Consider the following 22,742-nt stretch of genomic DNA (forward strand, 5'->3'; position numbering starts at 1 on the left):
CTCATGCGCGCTCGGCCTGTGCCACGGAATCGCTGGCACGCAATGCGCTGAGGATGCGGGTGAGATGCGCCAGATCCTGCACTTCCAGATCCACTTCATAGGTGGTGAAAGGATGATCGAGCTGGGTCTGGTCGAGGCTGGTCACATTGACCACGTTTTTGGCGAAGATGCCCGCCATTTCGGCCAGCGTGCCAGGCCGATCGTAAAGCGTCACGCGCAAGCGACCCACGGCCCCGCGCGAACGGCGGCCCCAGCTGAGGTCGAGCCAGTCGTTATCGATGCCGGTGGCAAGCTGGTGGCAGTCGATCGCATGGACTTCCACCGCCTCGCCTTCCTTGCGCAGGCCTACGATCCGGTCACCCGGCACGGGGTGGCAGCACTCGGCCAGCGTATAGCCGACACCCGGCGTCAGGCCGCGAATGGAAAGCGACTTTCCATTACGCAGCCATTCGTCATCCTCTTCGGCCATGCCTTCGGTCGAACCGGGAATCAGCGCTTCCATGACCTCGCGGTCTTTGATCTGGGCGGAACCGATGGCGTAATAGAGGTCTTCCGCCTCCTCCATCTCCAGCCGTTTCAGCGCCTCGCGCAGAGCCTTCTTGCCGACCTTGCCCGGCAGGCGAGTGGTGATCTCGTCGTAAAGCTTCTGGCCGATGTCGGCGACCTCATCGCGTTCCTTCTGGCGCACTGCGCGGCGAATGGCAGCGCGGGCCTTGCCGGTCACCACGAAGCCCAGCCAGCTCATCTGCGGCTCGGCATTCTTGCCTTTCAGGATCTCGACCACATCGCCATTGTTGAGCTGGGTGCGCAGCGGCATGTGCCGTCCGTTGATCTTCGCACCGACCGTCTGCGCGCCGAGATCGGTATGAACGGCAAAGGCGAAATCGACCGCAGTCGATCCCTTGGGCAGCTGGTGCAGCGCGCCCTTGGGCGTGAAGGCGAAGATGCGATCCTGGTAAATCGCCATGCGGGTGTGTTCGAGCAGCTCCTCTGCGTCGTGGCTGTCGTCGATGATCTCGATCAGGTCGCGCAGCCAGCCCACCGCGCCATCGGGCCGGTCGCCCTGCTTGTAGGCCCAATGTGCGGCGAGGCCGAACTCGTTAGTCCGGTGCATTTCGCGCGTGCGGATTTGCACCTCGACCCGCATCGACTTGCCATAGATCAGCGAGGTGTGGAGACTGCGATAGCCATTGGTCTTCGGGGTAGAGATATAGTCCTTGAATTTGCCCGGCAGGAATTGCCACGTCGTGTGCAGGACGCCCAGCGCACGATAGCAATCGGCCACATCGTCGCAAATGACTCGGAAGGCCATGATGTCGGTCACTTGCTCGAAGCTGACGTGGCGCTCGGCCATCTTGCGCCAGATCGAATAGGGGTGCTTTTCGCGCCCGGAAACTTCGACCTGCATGCCGGACTCAGCCAGCGCGTGCTTCATATCCAGCGCGATGGAATCGACCTGCCCGCCATCCTCTTCCCGGATCTGCTGCAGGCGATTGGTGATCGTGGCATAGGCTTCGGGTTCGATCTGCTCGAAGGCGAGCAGCTGCATTTCGCGCATGTACTCGTACATGCCCACCCGCTCTGCCAGCGGGGCATAGATATCCATCGTCTCGCGCGCGATACGGCGGCGCTTTTCCGGCTTCTTGATGAAGTGGAGCGTGCGCATGTTGTGCAGCCTGTCACCCAGCTTCACCAGCAGCACGCGGATATCCTCGCTCATGGCGAGCAGGAACTTGCGCAGGTTTTCCGCCGCCCGCTCGTTCTCGGGCATCTGCTCGATCTTCGAAAGCTTGGTCACCCCGTCGACCAGCCGCGCGACCTCACCCCCGAAATTATTCTCGATATCGTCGATCGTGGCCAGCGTGTCTTCCACCGTATCGTGCAGCAGTGCGGTGACGATGGTTTCCTGATCCAGCTTCAGATCGGTCATCAAGCCGGCGACTTCGACCGGGTGGCTGAAATAGGGATCGCCCGACGCGCGGGTCTGCGTACCGTGCTTCTGCACGGTATAGACATAGGCGCGGTTGAGCATTGCCTCGTCGGCATCGGGGTCGTATTCGAGGACCCGCTCTACGAGTTCGTACTGGCGCAGCATGGTCGAATCACGATGCGGGCAAAACGCCTGACAATGCAACGAAAAAGCGCGTTGCGTTCCGTTCAAATCCGCCTTTGCAGCGCGGCAAGAAAAGGCGCAGGCTCATCGAGCCGGAAAGCAACCCGCTCCACCATGCGCGGCCTGCCGAAAAGCGGGCTGTATTCGAGCGGGCGCGAGAGGCGCAGAACCACGTTCGGATGCGACAGGATCGCCGCGTTGAGAACATCCGCCCGGCGCGTATCCGCATCGCTGATCGAAGGTTCCACGCTGGCAATGGCGCTCAAGGGCAAGGAGAAATCAACAAAGCTGCCGCCACGCACCTGCAGCTCGTCCTCATGCAGCAGCAGCACGGGATAGAGCCCAAATGACTTCATCATCGCGATGAAAAACAGCACGCCCCATATACCCAGCGCCAGCAGGACCAGCGCGGCCGTCTCGCTCCAGTGACTGACAAGCAGATCAACCACCACGATCTCGATCACCTGCAGAACAAGGAAGGTCGCCACCAGCGGATTGATAACCTTGTGATAGGCGAAAGCTTGCGCCCCGTCCGGCACATGCGGCTTCGCGCCCCAGCTGAACAGCGCCAGCCGCATCATCGCACTTTCGTAAGCGGCAAAGCGGACCAGCGCGGCGGGCAGGATAACACCCGCTGCTTCCGTCATCGATCGGGTCTTCCGCAATTCCTGCGCTGCGAGAAATAGGCTCCACCCTAGATAGGCAGCTACAGTCAGACCCATCGCAAGGACAACACCCTCCATGTCGAGCATCGCCGTGCGGACCGGGGCAGCCGCGCCGACCGCGGCAATGACGCAGCCCGCCGCAATCGCGCCCAGCAGCGCCCGCAAACCGGGGCGATGCTTCGGAGCCTTCGCCAGCAGCGAGAGCGCCAGCGCATCGGCGGCGACCCACAGGAATAAAAGCCCCGCCGCGCGCGGATGATCGGCGGCGAGTTGGCTGTGAGTGGCAAACCGCGCGGCGAGGATGGCAAGGAAAGGGGCCAGCCACAGAAGAGCCGATCGTACCGCAGGGGTGATGCGCACAGTCATCGGAAGGCGCCGCCCGTATTCGCGTTCAAGGATAGTATCCGCTCTGACAATGCAAGTCTGCGCAGCATGGTTCGACTTATTGGTACGCAATGGCGAAGCTTTGCAACTCTTAAGTGTGCCGAGCGTTCTCGTGATGCTGATAAATGATGGAAGCGGCTTCTTACACTTACTCACTCGTTGAGGTCGTCACACCAGTTGAAACCGACGGAAGCTTTACAAAGATGACGACCACCACACGGGACGAAGAGCTTCGCCGGACATTCGAAGGGCATATTGCCGACAAGGGTTTCCCATGCGTCGGTGCGAAGTCCGCCTTGGCGCGTGGCACTTTGCGCGTGCTTCCCGGCCGCGACGTGACCAGTGGCTGGAACGACATGCATATCCACGATGCGCTGCTCGAATGGGCCTATGCCTATCGCGACGATCCGCAGGGCCTGCGCAGCCTTGCCGTGGTATTCGAAGGCCCGCTGGACCTGACCGAAGAAGAATTCGAAAAGCATATGTGGGAACGCATCCAGTCGCTTGCCGACAAGGATGCTTGGCGCGGCCAGCCTTATGACGGAACGGTCAGTCCGGATCCCGGCGATCCACATTTTTCGCTCAGCTTTGGGGGCGAGGCCTTTTTCGTCGTCGGCCTGCATCCCAATGCCTCGCGCCCGGCGCGGCGGTTCGATCGGCCGATCCTCGTCTTCAATCTGCACGACCAGTTCGAAACGCTGCGCAAGGAAGGACGCTATGAACGCATGCGGGAAACCATTCTGGACCGGGACCTTACGCTGGCAGGCGATCTCAACCCCATGCTTTCGCGCCATGGCGAATCCAGCGAAGCGCGCCAGTACAGCGGCCGCAAGGTCGATGATGGCTGGCAAGCGCCCTTCAAAGACAAGCGCGCATGATCGCTGCCGAACCTTCCATCATCCCGCCTCGGTCTGGCGTGGCGTTTCGTCTGGCCGAAGGACAGATGCTTGATGTGATCGATGTCGAAGGCAGTCAGGTCTCCGACCTGCTCGCCTATAATGCCGCCGATGTGCGCGAGGTCATCTCCAACGGGCGGACCTTCGATTACGAAGAGACGATCAAGCTGACCGCTGGCAATGTTTTGTGGTCCAATCGCTCCAACCCCATGCTGGAGATCGTGAGCGATGAAGCGCCATCGCACGATTTCCTTCTGACGCCCTGCAGCGAGGCGACGTTCGAGCATTTCTATCCCGACAAGCCGGTCCATCGCGGGTGCTTCGGCAATCTGGCCGCGGCGCTGGGTCCGTTCGGGGTAGAGAGCGATGCGATCCCCACCGCATTCAATGTCTTCATGAATGTGCCGGTGGATGGGGGCAGCGGCAGACTGTCAGTCGATCCGCCGCAATCCAAGGCCGGCACCATGGTAAGCTTCCGTGCGAAAATGGACCTGGTCATCGGGCTGACGGCCTGTTCGGCCTATGCGTCCAACGGCGGCAGCTTCCGGCCCATAGGGTATCGCATCCACGGTTAGGCCGGACCTCTTGGGCCTTTCGCGGATTGGGCGGGCAAAGGAGCAATTCGCAATGATCGAGACACGCACCGAAACCGATTCCATCGGATCCATCGAAGTTCCGGCCCAAGCTTACTGGGGTGCGCAGACGCAGCGCAGCCTGCAGAACTTTCCCTTTCCCGAGCATCAAAGGATGCCGCTGCAGATCGTCCATGCGCAGGCTACTGTCAAACAGGCCGCCGCGCGCGTCAATCGCGCCCACGGACTGGACGCAAAGCTGGGCGATGCCATCGAGGCTGCAGCCGAGGCGATCCGCCGGGGCGAGCACGATGATCAGTTCCCGCTGACCATCTTCCAGACCGGCAGCGGCACGCAGACCAATATGAATGTGAACGAGGTGATCGCCGGGATCGCCAACGAACAGCTGGCCGGGAAACGGGGCGGCAAAGATCCCGTTCATCCCAACGATCACGTTAACAAGTCGCAAAGCTCGAACGACAGTTTCCCCACCGCGCTGCACATCGCCGCCGTGCTGGCCGCGCGGCAAACGCTGCTGCCTGCTCTCCACACACTCCACAGTGCGCTGGCCGCAAAAGCGGAAAGCTTCGGCAGCATCGTCAAGATCGGCCGCACCCACACACAGGATGCGACCCCGCTGACACTGGGCCAGGAATTTTCAGGCTATGCCGCGCAGATCGACAGCTGCCGCAAACGGATAGAGGATTCGCTAAGACGCGACCTCAGCGCGCTTGCCATTGGCGGCACGGCTGTCGGCACCGGGCTCAACGCGCCCGATGGCTGGAGCGCGGACATGGCGGCCGAGCTTTCGAAGATCACGGACGAAGATTTCAGCCCTGCCGAAAACACGTTCGAACAGCTGGCGGCGAAGGACGGGCTGGTTTCCTTCTCCGGTACGCTGAACACGCTGGCCGTCGCACTGAACAAGATTGCCAACGATATCCGCCTGCTCGCCTCCGGCCCCCGCTCGGGCCTTGGCGAACTGTCGCTACCCGCGAACGAGCCAGGCAGTTCGATTATGCCGGGAAAGGTCAATCCGACGCAGGTCGAGATGCTGACCATGGTGGCGGGTCAGGTCATCGGAAATCATCAGGCGGTGACCGTCGGTGGGATGCAGGGCCAGTTCGAACTGAACACCTTCATGCCGCTGATCGGGTCCAACGTCCTGCGCTCGATCGAATTGCTGGCAATCGGCATGGACAGCTTCGCCACGCGCTGCGTCGAAGGGATTGAGGCCAATGAAGACCGCATCGCTGAACTGGTGGACCGCTCGCTGATGCTGGTGACGGCGCTCGCACCCGAAATCGGGTACGATAACGCCGCCAAGATCGCCAAGCACGCGCTGGCCAAGGGGCAGACTCTCAAGGAAGCCGGTCTCGAGCTTGACCTCGTCGATGCCGAAACCTTCGACCGGCTGGTACGCCCTCAGGATATGGTCTGATCTAGCCGGTTACACCCAGCACCCGGTCCACCGCACCGCGCGTGACCGCGTGGTAGCTGGGCCGGGTCTCGGCGTAGATGCGTTTTGCGATCGGGCGGCCCCAGTCGCCTTCGTTCCACAACACCTGGAACAATGGGCGCACGAATTTGGCGCGGCCCACGCGGGCGAGGAACTGTTCGGCCTGTGGCACTGCGGGTTCGTAACGATTGGCCAGTGCCAGTTCGAGCCACAGGAACAGGATCTCGTTGTTCTGCGTAGTGGAAAGTCCCAGCTGACGGTCCAGTTCGGCCAATTGCACCGCGCTGCGATCCTTCGGGATATTGTCTAGGAAGCGCATGCGTTCCGCGCTGGTCCAGCCGTTGTAGGCTGCGGGAATCGCGCTCGACGCGGCATAGGCACGGACAGCGCTATCGACTTCAGCGAAGGCTGCCGGATCGGGGCGGGCCACGTTGGAAGGCAGGCCCGGCTCGAAGATCCATTCGCGCAGCTTGAGCTGTTCGGCTTCAGCATCGTTGCGGACCAGATTGGCCATCATGTCGTCATAGAACAGCTGGCTGGTGGCCGGCTGGAAGGCGTGGTTGTCGAACCACTGGCGCAGCCAGGCGTCAAACCGCTCACGACCCACGATGCTTTCCACCGTGCGCAGGAAGAAGTGGCCCTTGTCGTAGGTTATGGCGCTGCCGATCTCGGCCCCGTCGGTGGTGTGATGCAGCGCGGTGCCCGGCGCATTCATGCCCACTTCGGCCAGCGTTTCCTCGATATTGGCGAAGGACAGCGCAGCTTCCTGTTCGGCGCGCTTCTTCCCGTAGACCGCTTCCACGATACGGTTTTCGAAATAGGATGTGACGCCTTCGTTCAGCCAGCTGTCTTCCCACACCGCATTAGTAACGAGATTGCCCGACCAGCTATGCGCCAGCTCGTGCGCGACGAGCCCATTGTTCGACCGGTCTCCTGCGATGAAGGTAGGGGTGAGGAAAGTCATCACCGGGTTTTCCATCCCGCCATAGGGGAAGGAGGGCGGCAGCACGATCATATCATACCGGCCCCAGCGATAATCGCCGTACAGCTCTTCCGCTGCCTCGACCATTTCTTCGGTATCGCCCACCTCGGCGCGGGCGCGCGCCAGTGTGGACGGTTCGGCCCAGACGCCGGTGCGCGGGCCGATCGCGGCAAAGTCGATATCGCCCGCAGCAATCGCGATGAGATAGGGCGGCACCGGCTTGTCCATTACGAAGCGGAAGGCGCGGCGGCCATTGCCCAGATCTTCGGGCTCGCCCTGACGCACGCCGCTCATCACCACGTCGAGCGGTTTGGGCGCCGTTATGCGCGCTTCCCAAGTCTGGCGGATGCCGGGGCTGTCCTGCGTCGGGATCCAGGTGCGGTTAAGGATCGCCTGACCCTGGTTGAAGAGATAGGGATACTCGCCGCCCGCGGTCTGTTCGGGGGTCAGCCACTGCAGGGCCTCGGCATCGGGGGCGGAAGCGTACTGGATTTGCACTTCGCGCGCATTACCCATGGTGATGGTCAGCGGCGCGCCCTTGCCGCCTTCGCTGACGCTGTCACCCAGCTTCCAGGCAAGCGGATTGCCCGCGCTATCGCGCACTGCGACGATTTCCAACCCGTTGGAATCGAGCACGATCGCCCCTGCATCAGGCCGCGCCAGAATGTCGAGATTGGCGACACCGGTCACCCGTTTGCGATCGAAGTCGAGCGCGAGATCGAGATCAACATGCGTCACGCGGGCAACCTGCGGCTGCGCATAGGTCATGTTGTCCACGGCATCGGCACCGGTCAGGATGGGCGAAACCATCGGCTCGCCCGCAGCCATCGAGCCGCTATCGGAAGGAACGGTGGTGCAGGCGGTGCTGGCAAGCAGCAGCGATAGGGCGGTGGCGATGCGACGCATGGAATTCTCCTGAAAAACCTCGGGGCCGGTACAGGCCGGCCTTGTCCAAATGCTGCAACGCCTATTGCCGATCCCGGCGCGCTTATCCAGCCCAAGCCGTGCAATCGTACCCGAAGGCTGGCCATTGCCGTGTGGATCGGCCATGGGAACGTTCACAGCAATCTTGGGAGAGGTTCATGATCCGCACTACACTTGCCGCCCTGCCCGCCGCACTCGCGCTTGCCGCCGCCGGTCCGCTTGCCGCGCAATCGACGCAAATGCCCTCCTCACCACAGGGCGACCCTTCGCCGGAGCGTGAGCTGCTCTTCGCCGATGAATTCAACTCTGGGACGCTCGACCGCGATAATTGGATAGTCATGGGCCCGGATTTCTGGGTCAATAACGAACAGCAGGCCTATGTCGACGATCCGGCGACGATCAATTTCATCCAGGGTATCGAAGGCGCAGATGGCGGCGTGCTGATGCTGCGTCCGGTGTTCAAGCCCGGCGTCGATCCCAATCAGGAACGCAAGGCACCGTTCCTGTCCGGACGGATCGAAAGCCAGGGCAAGTTCGATTTCAAACATGGCCGCGCCGAAGCGCGTATCAAGATGCCCGCCAATGTCGGCGTATGGCCCGCCTTCTGGCTGCTCGGCAACGAGAAGTGGCCCGAGACTGGCGAGATCGACATCATGGAATATGTCGGCGAGAAAGACTGGGTTGGCGTCGCCCTGCACGGCCCCGGCTATTCGGGCGAAACGCCGCTGGTGAACAAGTTCTTCTTCCCCGACGGCGTGGATGTGACCAGCTGGCACACCTATGCCGTCGAATGGACCGACCAGCAGATCGACTTTCTCATCGACGGCCGCGTCACCTACCGCGTCACCCGACCAATGATCGAGAATTACGGCGAGTGGACCTTCGACAATGAGAAGTATCTGATCCTCAATTTCGCGATGGGCGGCGCCTATCCCTATAAGACCAACCTCATCGAGGAACCTTACAACGGCATCCCGCAGGAGACGGTCGATGCGGTCAAGGCCGGCGAAGTCGCCATGCTGGTCGACTGGGTCAGGGTCTACGCGCCCGAAGACTGAGGCAAGGCTAGGCTAGGCCTGGGTCTGGGGCTCCGGCGTTGAAGGCTGGAGCGCGGCGAAGGCTTCGAGATTTTCCACCTTGCCGGACACCACCAGCAGGTCTCCGGGCATGATCAGCGTGTCGGGCACGGCGTGGATGAAATCCTCGCCCCGGCGCTTCACGCCGATTACCGTCACGTTGAATTTCTTGCGGCATTCGCTGGTCACCAGTGGCAGGCCGACGATGGTTTCAGGCGCGGCCACGCGGGCGATCGCGAAATCGTCACCGAAGCTGATGAAATCGAGCAGCCGCTCGTTCAGCAGGCGGGCGACGCGTTCGCCCATCCGCTGTTCGGGGAAAACGACGTGATGTGCGCCGGTGCGCTCCAGGATGCGGCCATGGTTTTCATTGGTAGCCTTCGCCCAGATATTGGCCACGCCGAGATCGGACAGCGCCAGCACCGTCAGCACGCTCGCCTCGATATCACTGCCGATGCCGACCACCACGGATTCGAAGCTGCTGGCACCCAGCTTGTCGAGACAGCGCGTGTCGGTGCAGTCCGCCTCGACCACCTGCGTAAGATGCGAGGCATATTCCTGCACTCGCGAACCTTTGTGATCGACGCCCAGCACCTCGTGGCCCATCCGCTCCAGCGTGCGGGCGACCGAGCCCCCGAAACGGCCGAGGCCGATGACCAGTACGGGATTACGCTTTTTAGCCGACAATGGGATCCTCCTCGGGATAACGGAACGGGCGAGGTTCGCCGCCTAAGGCCAAGGCCGTCGCCACGGTAATGGTTCCCACACGGCCCACGAACATCAGGAAGGCCAGCACGCCCAGCGCACTCGGCGGCAGCTGGGCCGTGATGCCGGTGGACAGGCCTACGGTGGAAAATGCGGAAATCGTCTCGAAAAGGACGTCTTCCATCGGCAGCGAGGTGATCGCGAGGATGTACATCGAGGCGAGCATGATCAGCACCGATGCGGCCACGGTCACGGTCAGCGCCTGACGTTCCACACCATAGCCAAGCCGCCGCCCGAAAATCTCCGCATCGCGCCGTCCGCCCACTTCGGATGCGACGACCGCCAGCAGCACGACGAAGGTGGTGATCTTGATCCCGCCCGCCGTACCGGCACTGCCCCCGCCGATGAACATAAGGACATAGTTCATCAGCAGCGTCTCGCCCCGGAAGGCGCCGACATCGAGGCTGTTGAACCCGGCGGTACGCGGCATCACCGAATGGAAGGCCGCATTGAGAAGCTTCGTGCCGACATGCATCGGGCCAAGCGTGGCAGGATTGGTCCATTCCTTCGCCGCAATCGCAACGAAACCGACCAGCAGCAGGGCAATGGTCGCCGATAGCGTAATCTTGGAATGCAGCGTCCATGCACGCCAGGAAAGGCCGTGGTGGCGCACGTCCTGCATGACCGGGAAGCCGAGCGCGGTGATGATGACCGAAAGCATGATCGGCACCAGGATCACGCTGTCTTCCTGGTAGCTCATCACGCTGTCGGTGAAGCTGGAGAAACCGGCGTTGTTGAACGCGCTGACCGAATGGAACACGCCGTGCCACAGCGCCTGTTCGAAGGGAAAATCATAGGCCAACATAAAACGCAGCGTCAGGATGATCGCAACCACCCCTTCCACCGTCAACGTGACCTTGAACACCAGTGCCAGCACGGAGCGCGCGTCGCCCACTTCCAGCCTGCTGCGTTCGACACTGGTGGCGATCCTTTCGCGCAGACCGAAGCCGCGTCCTGCCATGAGGCCGAACAGCGTGGCTGCCGTCATGATGCCGAAGCCGCCGATCTGGAATAGCAGCAGGATCACACCCTTGCCGAATGCGCTCCAATAGGTCGCCGTATCGACCACGATCAGTCCGGTAACGGAAACGGCCGAGGTCGAAGTAAAGAAGGCCGTGACGCCCGAAGCGCCCCGCCCGTCGACCGTGGCGACAGGCAGCATGAGCAGCCCCGCTCCCGCGAGTATCGCCGCAGCGAAGAGAAGAGGAATCAGGCGAACCGGATCGCTAAACGCGCGCATCGGGGGCTCCTACGCCCATGTTGCGGCGCGGAAAAGCGCAATCAGCTCCAGGTCGCCTCGGGCGGCAGGCTCATCAGGATGGCGTCGATATTGCCGCCAGTCTTGAGTCCGAACAGCGTACCTCGGTCGTAGACCAGATTGAACTCGGCATAGCGCCCGCGCCATTCGAGCTGCTGCGCTTTGTCGGCGGGCGTGAATTCCTGCTCCATCCGGCGGCGGACCAGCTTGGGATAAATGTCGAGAAACGCCTCGCCGACATCCCGCGTGAAGGCGAGATTGCGGTCGAAGCCGGTCTCATCCTCGCACTCGAGATGATCGTAGAAAATCCCGCCGACCCCGCGATGCACACCGCGATGGGGGATGTAGAAATAGTCGTCCGCCCATTTCTTGAACCGGTCGTAATAGGTCGGGTTATGGGCCGCGCAGGCTGCGCGAAAGCGGGCGTGGAATTCTTCCGTATCTTCTTCGTAAGGTAGCGGCGGATTGAGATCCGCTCCGCCGCCGAACCAGGCCGCCTGCGTGGTGAGGAAACGCGTGTTCATATGAACTGCGGGCACATGCGGGTTCGCCATGTGGGCCACCAGGCTGATGCCGGTCGCGGTGAAACCGGGGTTCTCCGCACTCGCCCCATTTATGGAGGCGGCAAATTCTGGCGCGAAATTGCCGCGCACGGTGGATACGTTGACGCCGACCTTCTCGAAGACCTTGCCCTTCATCAGCCCGCGCGTGCCGCCACCGGGGTCTTCATTTCCCTCCTCCACACGGTTCCAGCTGTCGTACTGAAATTCAGCGGCACTGCCCGCCTCACGCTCAATCGCTTCGAACTCGGCGCAGATACGGTCGCGCAAGGCTTCGAACCAGGTGCGGGCGGTTTGGGTTTGCTCGGTCCAGTCGGTCATGAAGAAGCCCTTGCCATCGCTGCCGCCACGCGGCAATAGCGGGGCATGGTTCCCCTTTCGTTCGCAGGCCAGGAATGGCTCCTGACAGAAGGCCGCGCGCTGTACTGGCCGCGCGAGCGCGCGTTGCTGGTGGCCGACCTGCATTTGGAGAAAGGCAGCTTCTTCGCCGGCCACGGACAGATGATTCCGCCCTATGACAGCCGCGAAACGCTGGAGCGGGTGGCACTCGCCATTCGCGAAACGGGCGCACGCCGGGTAATCACGCTGGGCGACAATTTCCACGATTCCGAAGGCTCGACCCGGCTCGAACCCCACGCCTGCGGCATGCTGGAAGCGCTGACCAAGGCAGTCGACTGGGTCTGGATTACCGGCAATCACGATCCCGACATGGAAGCGCGCTGCGGCGGCACTCCGGTCGAAGAACTGGAGATCGGCGGCACGATCCTGCGCCACCGTGCCCAAAAAGGGGAAACCCGGCCCGAGCTCTCAGGCCATTACCATCCGCGCCTGCAACTCACCGTCCACCGCCGCCATATCCGCCGTCCCTGTGCGGTGGTGAGCGCGAACGAAGGCGCCGACGGGAAACCGTCCGGCCGGATCATCCTGCCTGCCTTCGGCGCCTATACCGGCGGCATGAATGCGGCCGACCCGACGATCCTCAAGGCGCTGCAGCCTGCCGACACGATCGACGCCGTCGTGCCTGCAAAGGGCAAGCTCGCGCGGTTCAATTTGTGGTCGAAAGCTGCCTGATAGCCACGCCGGCTGCTAAAACGGCGCAAGACTGTCCGAACCCCTTTGCGAATCTGCGGAACAGTGCCTACATTGGCGCATTCAGAACCCTAGAAGTTACCAAGGAGAATACCCCATAGCCCGTCCACCCCGGCGCAGCATGCAAATGCCCGTGAAAAGCGGCCCGCGCTACGATAACATGATCAATGTCCCCAAGGTCCGCGTGATCGATCACGAAGGCGAAAACCTGGGGGTGATGTACACCCGCGAAGCGACCGAGCAGGCCAACGAACTGGGCCTTAACCTCGTCGAAGTGTCCCCCAATGCGGACCCGCCGGTGTGCAAGTTCCTCGACGTCGGTAAATATCGCTTTGAGGCTCAGAAAAAGGCCAACCTGCAGCGCAAGACGCAAAAGACGCAGGAAATCAAAGAAATCAAGATGCGCCCGAACATCGATGACCACGATTACGACGTGAAAATGCGTAATGTGAACAAGTTCATCGAGAACGGCGACAAGGTGAAATGCACCCTGCGCTTCCGGGGCCGCGAAATGGCGCACCAGCAGTTGGGCATGGACCTGCTGAACCGCGTGCGTGACGATATGGAAGAACTCGCCAAGGTCGAAAGCTTCCCGCGTCTCGAAGGCCGCCAGATGGTAATGGTCCTCGCGCCGAAGTAGGCAATCAGAGCCTTTCATCGCAAAGAATAGTGGTCGGGGAACGATTGATATCGTTTCCCGATTTTCTTTGTATGAAAGCAATAGCACCCACACTTATCGTTCTTGGCTCTTTTGCTCTTGCCGCCTGCAATTCGGGCAGCAGCGATGCGCAGCAGCCTCCGTCCGAAGCTAACCAGGAGGCCGGTGCAGGTGAAATGCCTGCTCCGCCACCACCGCCGCCCCCGCCAGCCGCGGCAGAGCTGGCGGATAATGGCGTGAACGACGGGTCGCCCGATCTTACTCCGCCCAGCCTTTCGCCCGAAGCCGAAAAGACCGAAAAGGGCGCACGCAATATCGCCACTTCCTTTGCCCGCGCGATCGAACTGAAGGAATTCGATCAGGCCTGGGCGCTGCTGGACCATGCCAGCAAGCGGAAGTGGTCCAAGACCCAATGGGCCGGTCACTTTTCCGACCTGACAGACATTTCCGTTGCCGTCGGTTCCGGCCGGATGGAAGGTGCCGCCGGATCGAGCTATTACACAGCGCCACTGGACATCACGGCCACGGACACATCGGGGCGCCCGGTCCGCTATGATGGCGAGATGATACTGAAGCGGGTCAATGATGTGCCCGGTGCCACCGCCGAGCAACTGCGCTGGCACATGAACAACCTGGCGCTCGACTGGACTCACTGAGCCCTCGCTCGCCTCTCGTCTCAGTTGAAACCAATCAGGAACCGACATAGAGGCTGGCGCATATCGGCTGTGTGGCGGAGAGGCGTTCCTGCGGAGGTTAGGAACGGGTGCCCCGCATAGTCCATCTGCTCCCGCCTTCCTGGGAGCGGCACGTTAGGAAGGATGCTCTGACATCATGAGCGATCACGAAATCGATCCCACCAGCCCCCGCATGGCGCCCAAGCCCGAAGTTACCAAGATCGCCGGCCGCGAACTCAAGCCCAGCACCCTGATGATGGGCCACGGCTTCGACCCGACTCTGTCGGAAGGTTCTCTGAAGGCACCGATCTTTCTTACCTCCACCTTCGCCTTTCCGAGCGCGGCCGACGGCAAGCGCCATTTTGAAGGCATCACCGGCAAGCGGCCCGGCGGCGCGGACGGTCTGGTCTATTCGCGCTTCAACGCACCCAACCAGGAAATCCTCGAGGATCGTCTCTCGGTATGGGACGGCGCGGAGGACGCGCTTTCCTTCTCCAGCGGCATGACCGCAATTTGCGTCCTCATGCTCGCCTATGCTTCCAAGGGCGACGTGATCGTCCATTCGGGACCGCTTTATGCCGCGACCGAAGGCTTCGTGGCCAAGTGGATGTCGCGCTGGGGCATCGACTATGTCGACTTCCCCGCCGGTGCCACGCGTGAGCAAATCGATGCCGTGCTGTCGAAGGCCAAGGACATGGCCAACACCAACGGCGGCAAGGTCGCGATGGTCTATCTCGAAAGCCCGGGTAACCCGACGAATGCCTTGGTCGACATCGAAGCCGTACGTGCTTCGGTCGATGCGGCGGGCCTCGAATGCCCGATCTCTATCGACAACACCTTCCTCGGCCCGCTCTGGCAGCGCCCGCTGGAACACGGCGCGGACATCGTCTGCTATTCGCTGACCAAATATGTCGGTGGCCATTCGGACCTCGTCGCAGGCTCGATTGCCGGGGCCAAGAAGTGGATGGACCCGGTCCGCATGCTGCGTAACACCATGGGCGGTATCTGCGATCCGAACACTGCCTGGATGCTCTGCCGCAGTCTCGAAACCGTCGAACTGCGCATGAGCCGCGCGGGTGAGAACGCTGCCAAGGTTTGCGATTTCCTGTCGAAGCACCCCAAGGTCGAAGGCCTCGGCTATCTCGGCATGATCAAGGACGAGCGCCAGCAGGACATCTATGATCGTCACTGCCTCGGCGCAGGCTCGACCTTCTCGCTGCTGCTCAAGGGCGGGGAGGCGGAATGCTTCCGCTTCCTGGACACGCTTAAGATTGCCAAGCTGGCAGTCAGTCTCGGCGGGACCGAGACGCTGGCCAGCCATCCAGCATCGATGACTCACCTTTCGGTCGCCGAAGGGCGGCGCGCGGAACTGGGTATTACCGATAATCTCGTGCGGATCTCCATCGGCATCGAAGACGCCGACGACCTCATCGCCGACTTCGAGCAGGCGCTGGAGGCAGTCTGACCAAGATCGGTTTTCTCGCCTGCGCGGATACGCTGCCCGGCAGCGGTCCGCGCAGGGGCGATGCCTTCGAGCATGACCTGGAGACTGGCGCGCTGCGTCCGGCCTTCGGGGCCATGGGTTTGCAACTGGTCGAGATCGACTGGCGCGCACCGCTGGACCGGTTCGACGGCATTGAGCTGGTCATGCTGGGCACAGCGTGGGATTATCAGGACCATTTCCATGAGTTTCTTGCCAAGCTGGAGGAACTGGAACGGAGCGGCATCAAGGTCTGCAACCCCTCCGACGTCGTCCGCTGGAATGGCGACAAGCGCTATCTCAAAAGCCTCGCCGATACCGGCGTGCACACCATCCCGACATTATGGTTCGACGATGTGAAGAGCGGCGATGTCGCCATCGCGCTTGATGCGTTCGAGGCGACACGCGTGGTGATAAAACGCCAGATCGGTGCTGGGGCCTTGGGCCAGCACAGCTTCGCGCATGATGCCCTGCCACAGCCCGGATGGCGGATGGGGCACCCCGCAATGATCCAACCCTTCCTGCCCAGCGTGGTGGAGGAGGGCGAATACACCTTCGTCTTTATCGACGGCGCCTTCAGCCACGGCGTGCTCAAACGCGCAGCTGCCGGAGAATATCGGATCCAGTCGCTCTATGGCGGCACCGAACTGCCCTTCGAACCTAAGGCTTCGGATCTCGGCCAGGCCAAGGCCGTTCTGGGCGCCCTTCCCTTCGACGACCTGCTCTATTGCCGCATCGACATGGCGCGGCTGCCTTCGGGCGAACTGGCGGTGATGGAAGCGGAAGCGATCGAACCCTATCTCTATCCCGAACAGGGCGCCGATCTCGGGCCGCGTGTAGCCAAGGCAATCATCCGTCGCCTCGAAGAGAGCTGAGCTGGTTCAACGCCAACTGTTAGATCTCCAGCACCTGCCGCGCATGGGAGGTGAGCTTGTGCATGAAACGGACCCCGGCCTCGCCGCCGCTCACCCAGACAATCTGGCCGGCAAGATCGGTTCGGTCGTCGAGTTCGAAGAAGATGGTGGTGCCTTCGTGCACATAGCCATCGAAGAGTTCGATGCGGCAACCGGTGTCCGAAATGTCGGACAGGATAGCCTGCGCCCGCTCCACGGGAATACGGCAATCGAGGACGATATTCGTGCCCCGGCGAACATTCGTGCGTGTCTTCATCAGCCCCCTCCCGACCTCGGCGGAGCTTAGCGTAGTATCCGGAAAAGAAGAGTTAATGCGCCATTATAGGCTTGGCAGTCTGCTGGCCCTCAGCCCTTCCACTCGCGCCGTTCTTCTGCCGATTTGAGGATCTCGTACGCCAGCTGGTATTTCTGGAACGCCTCGGCGGCTTCCTTGTCGCCGGGCTTCACATCGGGGTGGACGGCCTTTGCCTTGACCCGCCAGGCCTTTTTCACGGCGGCGAAATCCGCATCGGATTCCAGCTCCAGCACTTCCAGCGCGCGCATCTCGTCGGCAGATCGGCTGCCATCGCCCGCGCCGCCCCAGCCATAATGCTGCGCTTCGGCATAGCCGGCGTTCTCGGCCTGCTCGGTCTTGGTGCGGGCTTCTTTTTCCGCCTTGTCGAGCCCTTCGAAATAATCCCACTTCGAATTGTATTCCGCCGCATGCTTCTGACAGAAATACCAGCGCTCCGGGCTGTTGGGGGACTTCGGGGCCGGGCAATCGCCGCGTTCCTCGCAGCCATAGCGATCGCACAGCCGCACGGTCGCGGCCTCACGGCTTTCCTCATAGCCGCGCCAGCGGGGAAAGCCCCAGTCGTTCGAACGGCGAGCTTTCGCCATCAGCGGATCAGCACGATTGTCATTGGGTGCAAGAGCATGGGGTCCAATTTAGGGATGCTGACGGTATTGGCAAGGAAACGCCGCCGCTTTCGGGGGAGGCTTGCGTTCTCGCAGCCGTTTCGGGCCATCAGATGACCATGAAACAAAAAGCCCCGGCGTTTCGGCCGGGGCTTTCCGTTTAGATACGCGATCGGATCAGTTCATCGTGACCGTCGCTGCACGGCGGTTCTGCGCCCATGCAGCTTCGTTCGAACCCAATGCGACCGGACGTTCCTTGCCATAGCTGATGGTGCGGATACGGCTGGCCGGAATGCCGAGCGAGACGAGGTAGTTCTTCGCCGAATTGGCCCGGCGCTCGCCCAGTGCGAGGTTGTATTCGCGCGTGCCGCGTTCGTCGGCATGGCCTTCGATCGTGAAGGTCACGTTTGGATACTGGTTGAAGTACTGAGCCTGACGTTGAAGCTTGGCACTGTCTTCGGCATCGATGTTGTACTGATCGGTGTCGAAATAAACGACCGAGTTCGCCTGACCGACGGCCTGCAGGAAATGCTCCATGCTGCCGACACCGGGTGCGGTGGTGGTGGGGGTCGGGGTAGGCGCGGTGGTGTCGACCGGCGGCGGCGGAATTTCTTCCGGCGCTTTCTTTTGGCAAGCTGCCAGCGCAAGCGCCGACGTCATGATCATTGCAGTTGCAAAACGGGTATTCATAATGCTGTCCCCTTTTAAACAGCGGTGGAACTCTTTTTAGGCCCCGGACTTAACCGTCCCCATGAATAGACCAATGATCTCAAGGCAGGATCGGTCCCCAAGCCGGATCGGAGGCATCGACCGGGGTCGGCAGGCTGCGTTCGTTCTCGCCCGTCAGGTCGACCTGCCAGAGCGAGGTCTTGCCCGTATTACGCTCGGTCCGGAAGAACTGGATGATACGGCCATTGGGCGCCCAGGTCGGCGCTTCGTCCTGCCAGCCCCGGGTCAGCGTACGAACGCTGCCCCCCGACGGGGTCATGACCGAAATGTTGAAGCTGCTCGAATTTGTGAACGCGATCTGGTCGCCGCGGGGGCTCCATTCCGGTGTGGCACAGCGTGAGCCGCCAAAGCTGATCCGGCGCTGGTTCGATCCGTCGGCATTCATGACATAGCATTGCTGAGCGCCCGAACGGTCGCTCTCGAATACGATGCTTCTGCCGTCGGGCGAATAGGATCCGCCGATGTCGATGCCCGGCGTATCGGTCAGCCGTTCGCTGCGGCCGCCTTGTGCGGACACGCGGTAGATATCGGTATTACCTGCAACGGCCATCGAATAGAGGATCCAGCGGCCATCCGGGCTCCAGCGCGGGGCCAGAGTCGGATTTTCGCTCTGGGTGACCAGCGTCTGCTTGCCGGTGCCGATGTCATAGACATAGATGCGCGGATTGCCATCGACATAGCTGAGATAGACCAGCTTCTTGTAATCGGGCGAATAGCGCGGCGTCAGCGCGGTCGAGCGGCCGGTGGTGATAAAGCGGTGGTTGGCGCCGTCGCTGTCCATGATGGCAAGACGCTTGGTCCGGTTATCCTTCGGGCCGGTTTCGGCAATATAGGCGATACGGCTGTCGAAGAACGGGCTTTCCCCGGTCAGGCGCGAATAGACGAGATCGGCGCATTTGTGCGCGGCGCGGCGCCAGTCGGCGGGCGCAACCACCCAGCCTTCCGCCACGAGCCGCTGCTGCAGCGCCATGTCGTAAAGATAGCAGCCGACCGTCAGCCGGTCGTCGCTGCGCGCGCGGACATAGCCATGAACGAGCATTTCCGCACCGCGCACACCCCAGGTGGACCATACGGGCGAGGTGATGTTCGCAAAGCTCGGCTTGGGAAGCGAATCCGGACCGGTCGGCTTGAAGAGGCCGTTATTGCGCAGGTCGGATGTGATCACCCGGGCAAGCTCGAGGCCGAGCGCTTCGGTGCCGTTGGCATTGGCCGGAGTGGGCGCATTGCGATCGGTCGCGAAGGCGGGGATGGCAATGCCGAGATCCTGCCATTCTTTATCATCCGTAGTAGACCCTGTCAGACCGCCTTCCTCAAAAGTGGTCTCGACCTCAGCTCCCTCCCCGAGTGGGTCGCCAAGATCTTGGTTCTGAGCAATTGCAGGACTAGCTACGAGAAATAGCACTGCACTCGAGAAAAGTCGAAATTTCATGTTCAAAGCCTTCTATCGAATGTCCATGCCCTAATACTCTTCCAACCCTCATAATATTTGATTGGAAGATCGAAGGGGGCAGCTTGGCGAACTGCGCGGAGGGCGCGCTCGCAATGAAGTGAAGCCTGGGGACGATTAGATTCGGTAATGCTCTCAGGCAGTGTCTTGCAAGTGGGGCTACCGCTTAACCGCCCCTCCTCATCGAGGCGCCACGACACAACCGAGATGAGTTTTTCTGCGTCCACGCCGCTGGGAGCCGACCAGTGAGGTTTTATCTGACGATTAATCGCCTGCCGCAATGAGGCAGTGGCGTCAGCCCCGATCTGCGAAGCCGGCGTGCGCGTTTCACTGGTCGTCGTGCTGTCACCCGCTCCAGCGAGGAAATCACTGCCGATCGCAGAGCCGCCGCCCTTTTCCGTCGCTTTGGGCTTCGGTTGCGGCTTGGCCGTTTCGCGCGGTTTTTCCCGGCGCGGCTGGGGCTTTGGCGCAGGCGCGGGTACGGGCGAGTTCACCTTGGGCGTGGGCCGCTCGACAACCGGCTCGCTCGGCGCTTCGAGAATTTCGGGCGTCGGCGCAGGGGCATCGGAAAGCGTTGGTGCAATCGCCGCCGCGCTTTCGGGTACTGGATCGGGCGCGGTGGATTCCAGCCCCACGTCTTCAGCCAGGCTCACCACCATACGTTCGGGCTTGATGATGGGCGGCGGCTCCTGAAGCGCCTGGAACACCAGCCCGGCCAGCACCAGCAGATGCAGGGCCACGGCGGCGATCAGCCCCGTCCGCTCTTCTCTCCTGATGCCGCTAGCTGCCATGGCGGTGGGCTATTCCCCAATTCCTGAACCGCTGTTGACCGGCGCGCGCTCTTGCCCGCCATTGGTCACCAGCGAAATGCGATTGAGCCCGGCGCGGTTGAGTTCGCCCATCACGGCCATCACCCGCCCGTAATCGAGCGCGCGGTCTGCGCGCAGCGTTACGTCGGGCCCTTCACCGGTCTGCGGGATCGATTCCAGCGCCTGCGGCAATTCACCGATCGGGACCTGGTTGTCGTCGATATAAACATAGCCGTCGCTGTCGATACTGATTGCGACCTGCTGCTGCTCCTGCGGCAGGGCATCGGCGCGGCTTTCCGGCAGCTGGATGGGAACGCCCGCCGTCAGTAGCGGCGCAGTGACCATGAAAATGATCAGCAGCACCAGCATGACGTCGACGAAAGGCGTCACGTTGATTTCGGCCATGGGCCGCCGCCCGCCGCGCCCCCGCCGGCGACGCGTGCCTTTGCCCGAAGCGAGGCTCATCGCCATGTCAGCGCTGCTCCAGCTGGCGGCTGAAGCTGGCGTGCAGCTTGTCGGCAAAGCGGGTGAGGCGGGTTTCGAACCGTTCGACCGAATGGCTGAAGCGGTTGTAGGCGATCACGGCCGGGATGGCGGCGAACAGGCCGATGGCGGTGGCGAACAGCGCCTCGGAGATGCCGGGGGCGACGACTGCGAGCGATGAGCTTTCCTGCGCGCCGATCTGGAAGAAGCTGTTCATGATGCCCCAGACCGTGCCGAACAGGCCCACGAAGGGCGCGACCGAACCCACGGTAGCCAGAAAGTTGAGCCGTTCGGCCACTTCATCCGCTTCCTGCGCCACCTGGCTGTCCATCGCCGCAGCAATTCTGTTCCGCAGCGCCTCGCGATCGCGGATCTCGCCCTTGGTCGAACGGCGCCATTCGGCAACGCCCGCCTGCGCCACGCGGGCAGAGGGAATGTCCTTGTTACCGCGTTCGCTCATGAAACGGTCGAACTGGTCGGCCTGCCAGAATTCACTCTCATAGCGCGCCTGCGCCGAACGCATGCGGCCCATCCGCAGCGTGAAGGAAATGATGATCGTCCAGACCCAGATGCTGGCCAGCAGCAGGCCCGCCATCACCGCCTGCACGACGATATCGGCATCAAGGAAAAGCTGGACCGGATCGAGGCTGGTCGGCGGGGCAATCGCGAGAAGGGATAGTGTGGTCATCAGTCCTCTGTCGTATCGACAAAACGCGCGAATGCCTCGCGCCATGGGGCAGGCTGGCGAATGGGTCGCCCGCCCGGTGAAACGAAGCCGACGCGCAAATGTGCCTCGGCAAGGAGTTCATCGCCGCGCGACGCCGTCTGGTGCATCCGGCAGGATGCGGCCTTCAGTTCGGTGCAGCGGGTCTCGATGATAATGTCGTCGTCGAGCTTTGCAGGACGCAAATATTTGAGGTTAATCTCCGAAACGGCATAGGCGCCGCCGCCATCCTCGATGGCCGCGCGCTGGTCTATCTCAAGCCGCCGCAGCAGATCGGACCGCGCTCGTTCGAACCAGCGCAGGTAATTGGCGTGATAGACGATGCCGGAAAGATCGGTGTCCTCGTAATAGGCGCGCACGGCATACAGATGCCGGTCGCCATCGATCACGCCGTCGGGAGAATTGGGCCTCGCATCCATATGCGCCCGCATCTAGCGCACCGCCCGAACGCCGTGCAATCGCAAACGACGAAGCGACTCTTGGAAGCGACTAACGACGCGCAATCATCGGGCCGAGCGGTTCGCCGCCAAACAGATGCACATGCAGATGCGGGACTTCCTGCCCGCCATGCGCGCCGACATTGGCCATCATCCGGTATCCCGGCTCGACCAGCCCCTTGTCCCGCGCCACCTTGCCCACTGCGCGCACGAAACCGGCGATTTCCTCTGCCGGGGCCTTGGCGCTGAAATCGTCCCAGCTGACATAGCGGCCCTTGGGGATTACCAGCGTGTGAATCTCGGCCTGCGGATTGATATCCTCGAAGGCATAGGCCCACTCGTCCTCGTAAACCTTGGTCGAAGGGATCTCGCCGCGCAGGATCTTGGCGAAGATGTTCTCGTCATCATAGGGCTGGGTCGCGTCGATCGGCATCAGGCACTCCTGCTCGCTTTTTCGTCCAGGCCGGACACGCCTTCACGCCGATCTAACTCGGCCATGACCTCTTGCAGCGCCACACCTTTCTTCTGCAGCAGCACCAGCAAGTGCATCAGCAGATCGGCGCTTTCGGAGACGAGTTCCTCGCGCTCGTCGCTCATGGCTGCGATTACGGTTTCCACCGCTTCTTCGCCAACTTTCTGGGCGATCTTCGCCAGCCCCTTGCTGTTGAGCTTGGCGACATAGCTTTCATCTGGCGAGGCAGTAAGGCGCCGGGCGATCGTTGCTTCGAGGCGGGTCAGTGTGTCCAT

General features: G+C 61.9%; 25 protein-coding genes. 9 read left to right on the forward strand and 16 right to left on the reverse strand.

Going from position 1 to position 22,742, the window contains the following annotated elements; all coding sequences use genetic code 11:
- Position 1 precedes the first annotated feature (1 nt).
- Together ACYQ0G_RS06305 and ACYQ0G_RS06310 are read right to left on the reverse strand one after the other, a co-directional pair.
- Entirely contained in the window at positions 2–2,095 is a 2,094-nt protein-coding gene (locus ACYQ0G_RS06305; RefSeq protein WP_460100782.1) for a RelA/SpoT family protein, read from the reverse strand.
- 62 nt (positions 2,096–2,157) lie between these two features.
- A complete protein-coding gene (locus tag ACYQ0G_RS06310; protein ID WP_460100784.1) occupies positions 2,158–3,144 on the reverse strand; it encodes a hypothetical protein in 987 nt (328 codons plus the stop codon).
- Positions 3,145–3,365: 221 nt separating this feature from the next.
- On the opposite strand from ACYQ0G_RS06310, the gene gntA reads away from it, so the two are divergent.
- Genes gntA through fumC form a run of 3 tightly spaced genes read left to right on the forward strand, consistent with a single transcriptional unit; the run spans position 3,366 to position 6,071 of the window.
- Positions 3,366–4,040: a guanitoxin biosynthesis heme-dependent pre-guanitoxin N-hydroxylase GntA gene (gene gntA / locus ACYQ0G_RS06315; RefSeq protein WP_460100786.1), complete on the forward strand. Its 675-nt coding sequence runs from the start codon at positions 3,366–3,368 to the stop codon at positions 4,038–4,040.
- Positions 4,037–4,633, forward strand: coding sequence for a DUF1989 domain-containing protein (locus ACYQ0G_RS06320; protein ID WP_460100789.1), 597 nt, complete (start codon positions 4,037–4,039; stop codon positions 4,631–4,633). Before gntA ends, ACYQ0G_RS06320 begins: the two co-directional genes overlap by 4 nt.
- A 52-nt stretch (positions 4,634–4,685) precedes the next feature.
- The gene (gene fumC, locus ACYQ0G_RS06325) at positions 4,686–6,071 is read left to right on the forward strand and encodes a class II fumarate hydratase (protein ID WP_460100790.1); all 1,386 of its coding nucleotides are present in this window, start codon (positions 4,686–4,688) and stop codon (positions 6,069–6,071) included.
- A 1-nt stretch (position 6,072) separates the two neighbouring features.
- Here fumC and ACYQ0G_RS06330 read toward each other — a convergent pair whose 3' ends face one another.
- Entirely contained in the window at positions 6,073–7,977 is a 1,905-nt protein-coding gene (locus ACYQ0G_RS06330) for a M1 family metallopeptidase (RefSeq protein ID WP_460100792.1), read from the reverse strand.
- 176 nt (positions 7,978–8,153) lie between these two features.
- Here ACYQ0G_RS06330 and ACYQ0G_RS06335 point away from each other — a divergent pair, with 176 nt between their 5' ends.
- Positions 8,154–9,053, forward strand: coding sequence for a glycoside hydrolase family 16 protein (locus ACYQ0G_RS06335; protein WP_460100795.1), 900 nt, complete (start codon positions 8,154–8,156; stop codon positions 9,051–9,053).
- A 12-nt stretch (positions 9,054–9,065) separates the two neighbouring features.
- On the opposite strand, the gene ACYQ0G_RS06340 is transcribed toward ACYQ0G_RS06335, so the two are convergent.
- Genes ACYQ0G_RS06340 through hemF form a run of 3 tightly spaced genes read right to left on the reverse strand, consistent with a single transcriptional unit; the run spans position 9,066 to position 11,975 of the window.
- Entirely contained in the window at positions 9,066–9,758 is a 693-nt protein-coding gene (locus tag ACYQ0G_RS06340; RefSeq protein ID WP_460100798.1) for a potassium channel family protein, read from the reverse strand.
- Complete coding sequence (locus ACYQ0G_RS06345) at positions 9,748–11,076, reverse strand: TrkH family potassium uptake protein (RefSeq protein WP_460100801.1); 1,329 nt, start codon at positions 11,074–11,076, stop codon at positions 9,748–9,750. The genes ACYQ0G_RS06340 and ACYQ0G_RS06345 overlap by 11 nt, the downstream gene beginning before the upstream one ends.
- Positions 11,077–11,117: 41 nt before the next feature.
- Positions 11,118–11,975, reverse strand: a complete 858-nt coding sequence (gene hemF / locus ACYQ0G_RS06350; RefSeq protein ID WP_460100803.1) for an oxygen-dependent coproporphyrinogen oxidase — start codon at positions 11,973–11,975, stop codon at positions 11,118–11,120.
- A 45-nt stretch (positions 11,976–12,020) separates the two neighbouring features.
- On the opposite strand from hemF, the gene pdeM reads away from it, so the two are divergent.
- From pdeM to ACYQ0G_RS06375, 5 genes are all read left to right on the forward strand, one after another.
- A complete protein-coding gene (pdeM, locus tag ACYQ0G_RS06355) occupies positions 12,021–12,725 on the forward strand; it encodes a ligase-associated DNA damage response endonuclease PdeM (RefSeq protein ID WP_460100806.1) in 705 nt (234 codons plus the stop codon).
- Positions 12,726–12,864: 139 nt separating this feature from the next.
- Positions 12,865–13,383, forward strand: a complete 519-nt coding sequence (infC, locus tag ACYQ0G_RS06360) for a translation initiation factor IF-3 (RefSeq protein ID WP_460100808.1) — start codon at positions 12,865–12,867, stop codon at positions 13,381–13,383.
- A gap of 71 nt (positions 13,384–13,454) precedes the next feature.
- Positions 13,455–14,057, forward strand: coding sequence for a hypothetical protein (locus tag ACYQ0G_RS06365; protein ID WP_460100810.1), 603 nt, complete (start codon positions 13,455–13,457; stop codon positions 14,055–14,057).
- Positions 14,058–14,232: 175 nt separating this feature from the next.
- Positions 14,233–15,540: a cystathionine gamma-synthase family protein gene (locus tag ACYQ0G_RS06370; protein WP_460100813.1), complete on the forward strand. Its 1,308-nt coding sequence runs from the start codon at positions 14,233–14,235 to the stop codon at positions 15,538–15,540.
- Positions 15,541–15,545: 5 nt separating this feature from the next.
- Positions 15,546–16,430, forward strand: a complete 885-nt coding sequence (locus ACYQ0G_RS06375) for an ATP-grasp domain-containing protein (protein WP_488199687.1) — start codon at positions 15,546–15,548, stop codon at positions 16,428–16,430.
- 19 nt (positions 16,431–16,449) lie between these two features.
- Here ACYQ0G_RS06375 and ACYQ0G_RS06380 read toward each other — a convergent pair whose 3' ends face one another.
- The 10 genes from ACYQ0G_RS06380 to ACYQ0G_RS06425 all read right to left on the reverse strand — a co-directional run bounded on the left by ACYQ0G_RS06380 (position 16,450) and on the right by ACYQ0G_RS06425 (position 22,742).
- The gene (locus ACYQ0G_RS06380; RefSeq protein WP_460100818.1) at positions 16,450–16,725 is read right to left on the reverse strand and encodes a PilZ domain-containing protein; all 276 of its coding nucleotides are present in this window, start codon (positions 16,723–16,725) and stop codon (positions 16,450–16,452) included.
- Between the two features lie 89 nt (positions 16,726–16,814).
- On the reverse strand, positions 16,815–17,348 hold the full coding sequence (locus ACYQ0G_RS06385) for a J domain-containing protein (RefSeq protein WP_460100821.1): 534 nt from the start codon (positions 17,346–17,348) through the stop codon (positions 16,815–16,817).
- Between the two features lie 195 nt (positions 17,349–17,543).
- Positions 17,544–18,056 carry a peptidoglycan-associated lipoprotein Pal gene (gene pal, locus ACYQ0G_RS06390; protein WP_460100824.1) on the reverse strand — a complete coding sequence of 171 codons (513 nt, stop codon included), beginning with the start codon at positions 18,054–18,056 and terminating at the stop codon, positions 17,544–17,546.
- Positions 18,057–18,135: 79 nt separating this feature from the next.
- Positions 18,136–19,524, reverse strand: coding sequence for a Tol-Pal system beta propeller repeat protein TolB (gene tolB / locus ACYQ0G_RS06395; RefSeq protein ID WP_460100826.1), 1,389 nt, complete (start codon positions 19,522–19,524; stop codon positions 18,136–18,138).
- Between the two features lie 2 nt (positions 19,525–19,526).
- Positions 19,527–20,333 carry an energy transducer TonB gene (locus ACYQ0G_RS06400; RefSeq protein ID WP_460100829.1) on the reverse strand — a complete coding sequence of 269 codons (807 nt, stop codon included), beginning with the start codon at positions 20,331–20,333 and terminating at the stop codon, positions 19,527–19,529.
- A gap of 9 nt (positions 20,334–20,342) precedes the next feature.
- Positions 20,343–20,822, reverse strand: coding sequence for an ExbD/TolR family protein (locus ACYQ0G_RS06405; RefSeq protein ID WP_460100831.1), 480 nt, complete (start codon positions 20,820–20,822; stop codon positions 20,343–20,345).
- Between the two features lies 1 nt (position 20,823).
- On the reverse strand, positions 20,824–21,522 hold the full coding sequence (gene tolQ / locus ACYQ0G_RS06410; RefSeq protein WP_460100834.1) for a protein TolQ: 699 nt from the start codon (positions 21,520–21,522) through the stop codon (positions 20,824–20,826).
- Complete coding sequence (locus ACYQ0G_RS06415) at positions 21,522–21,977, reverse strand: YbgC/FadM family acyl-CoA thioesterase (protein WP_460100836.1); 456 nt, start codon at positions 21,975–21,977, stop codon at positions 21,522–21,524. Before ACYQ0G_RS06415 ends, tolQ begins: the two co-directional genes overlap by 1 nt.
- 70 nt (positions 21,978–22,047) lie before the next feature.
- A complete protein-coding gene (locus ACYQ0G_RS06420) occupies positions 22,048–22,428 on the reverse strand; it encodes a histidine triad nucleotide-binding protein (protein ID WP_460100839.1) in 381 nt (126 codons plus the stop codon).
- The gene (locus ACYQ0G_RS06425; protein WP_460100840.1) at positions 22,428–22,742 is read right to left on the reverse strand and encodes a phosphoribosyl-ATP diphosphatase; all 315 of its coding nucleotides are present in this window, start codon (positions 22,740–22,742) and stop codon (positions 22,428–22,430) included. The genes ACYQ0G_RS06420 and ACYQ0G_RS06425 overlap by 1 nt, the downstream gene beginning before the upstream one ends.

The sequence above is a fragment of the Qipengyuania triglochinis genome (assembly GCF_054655615.1).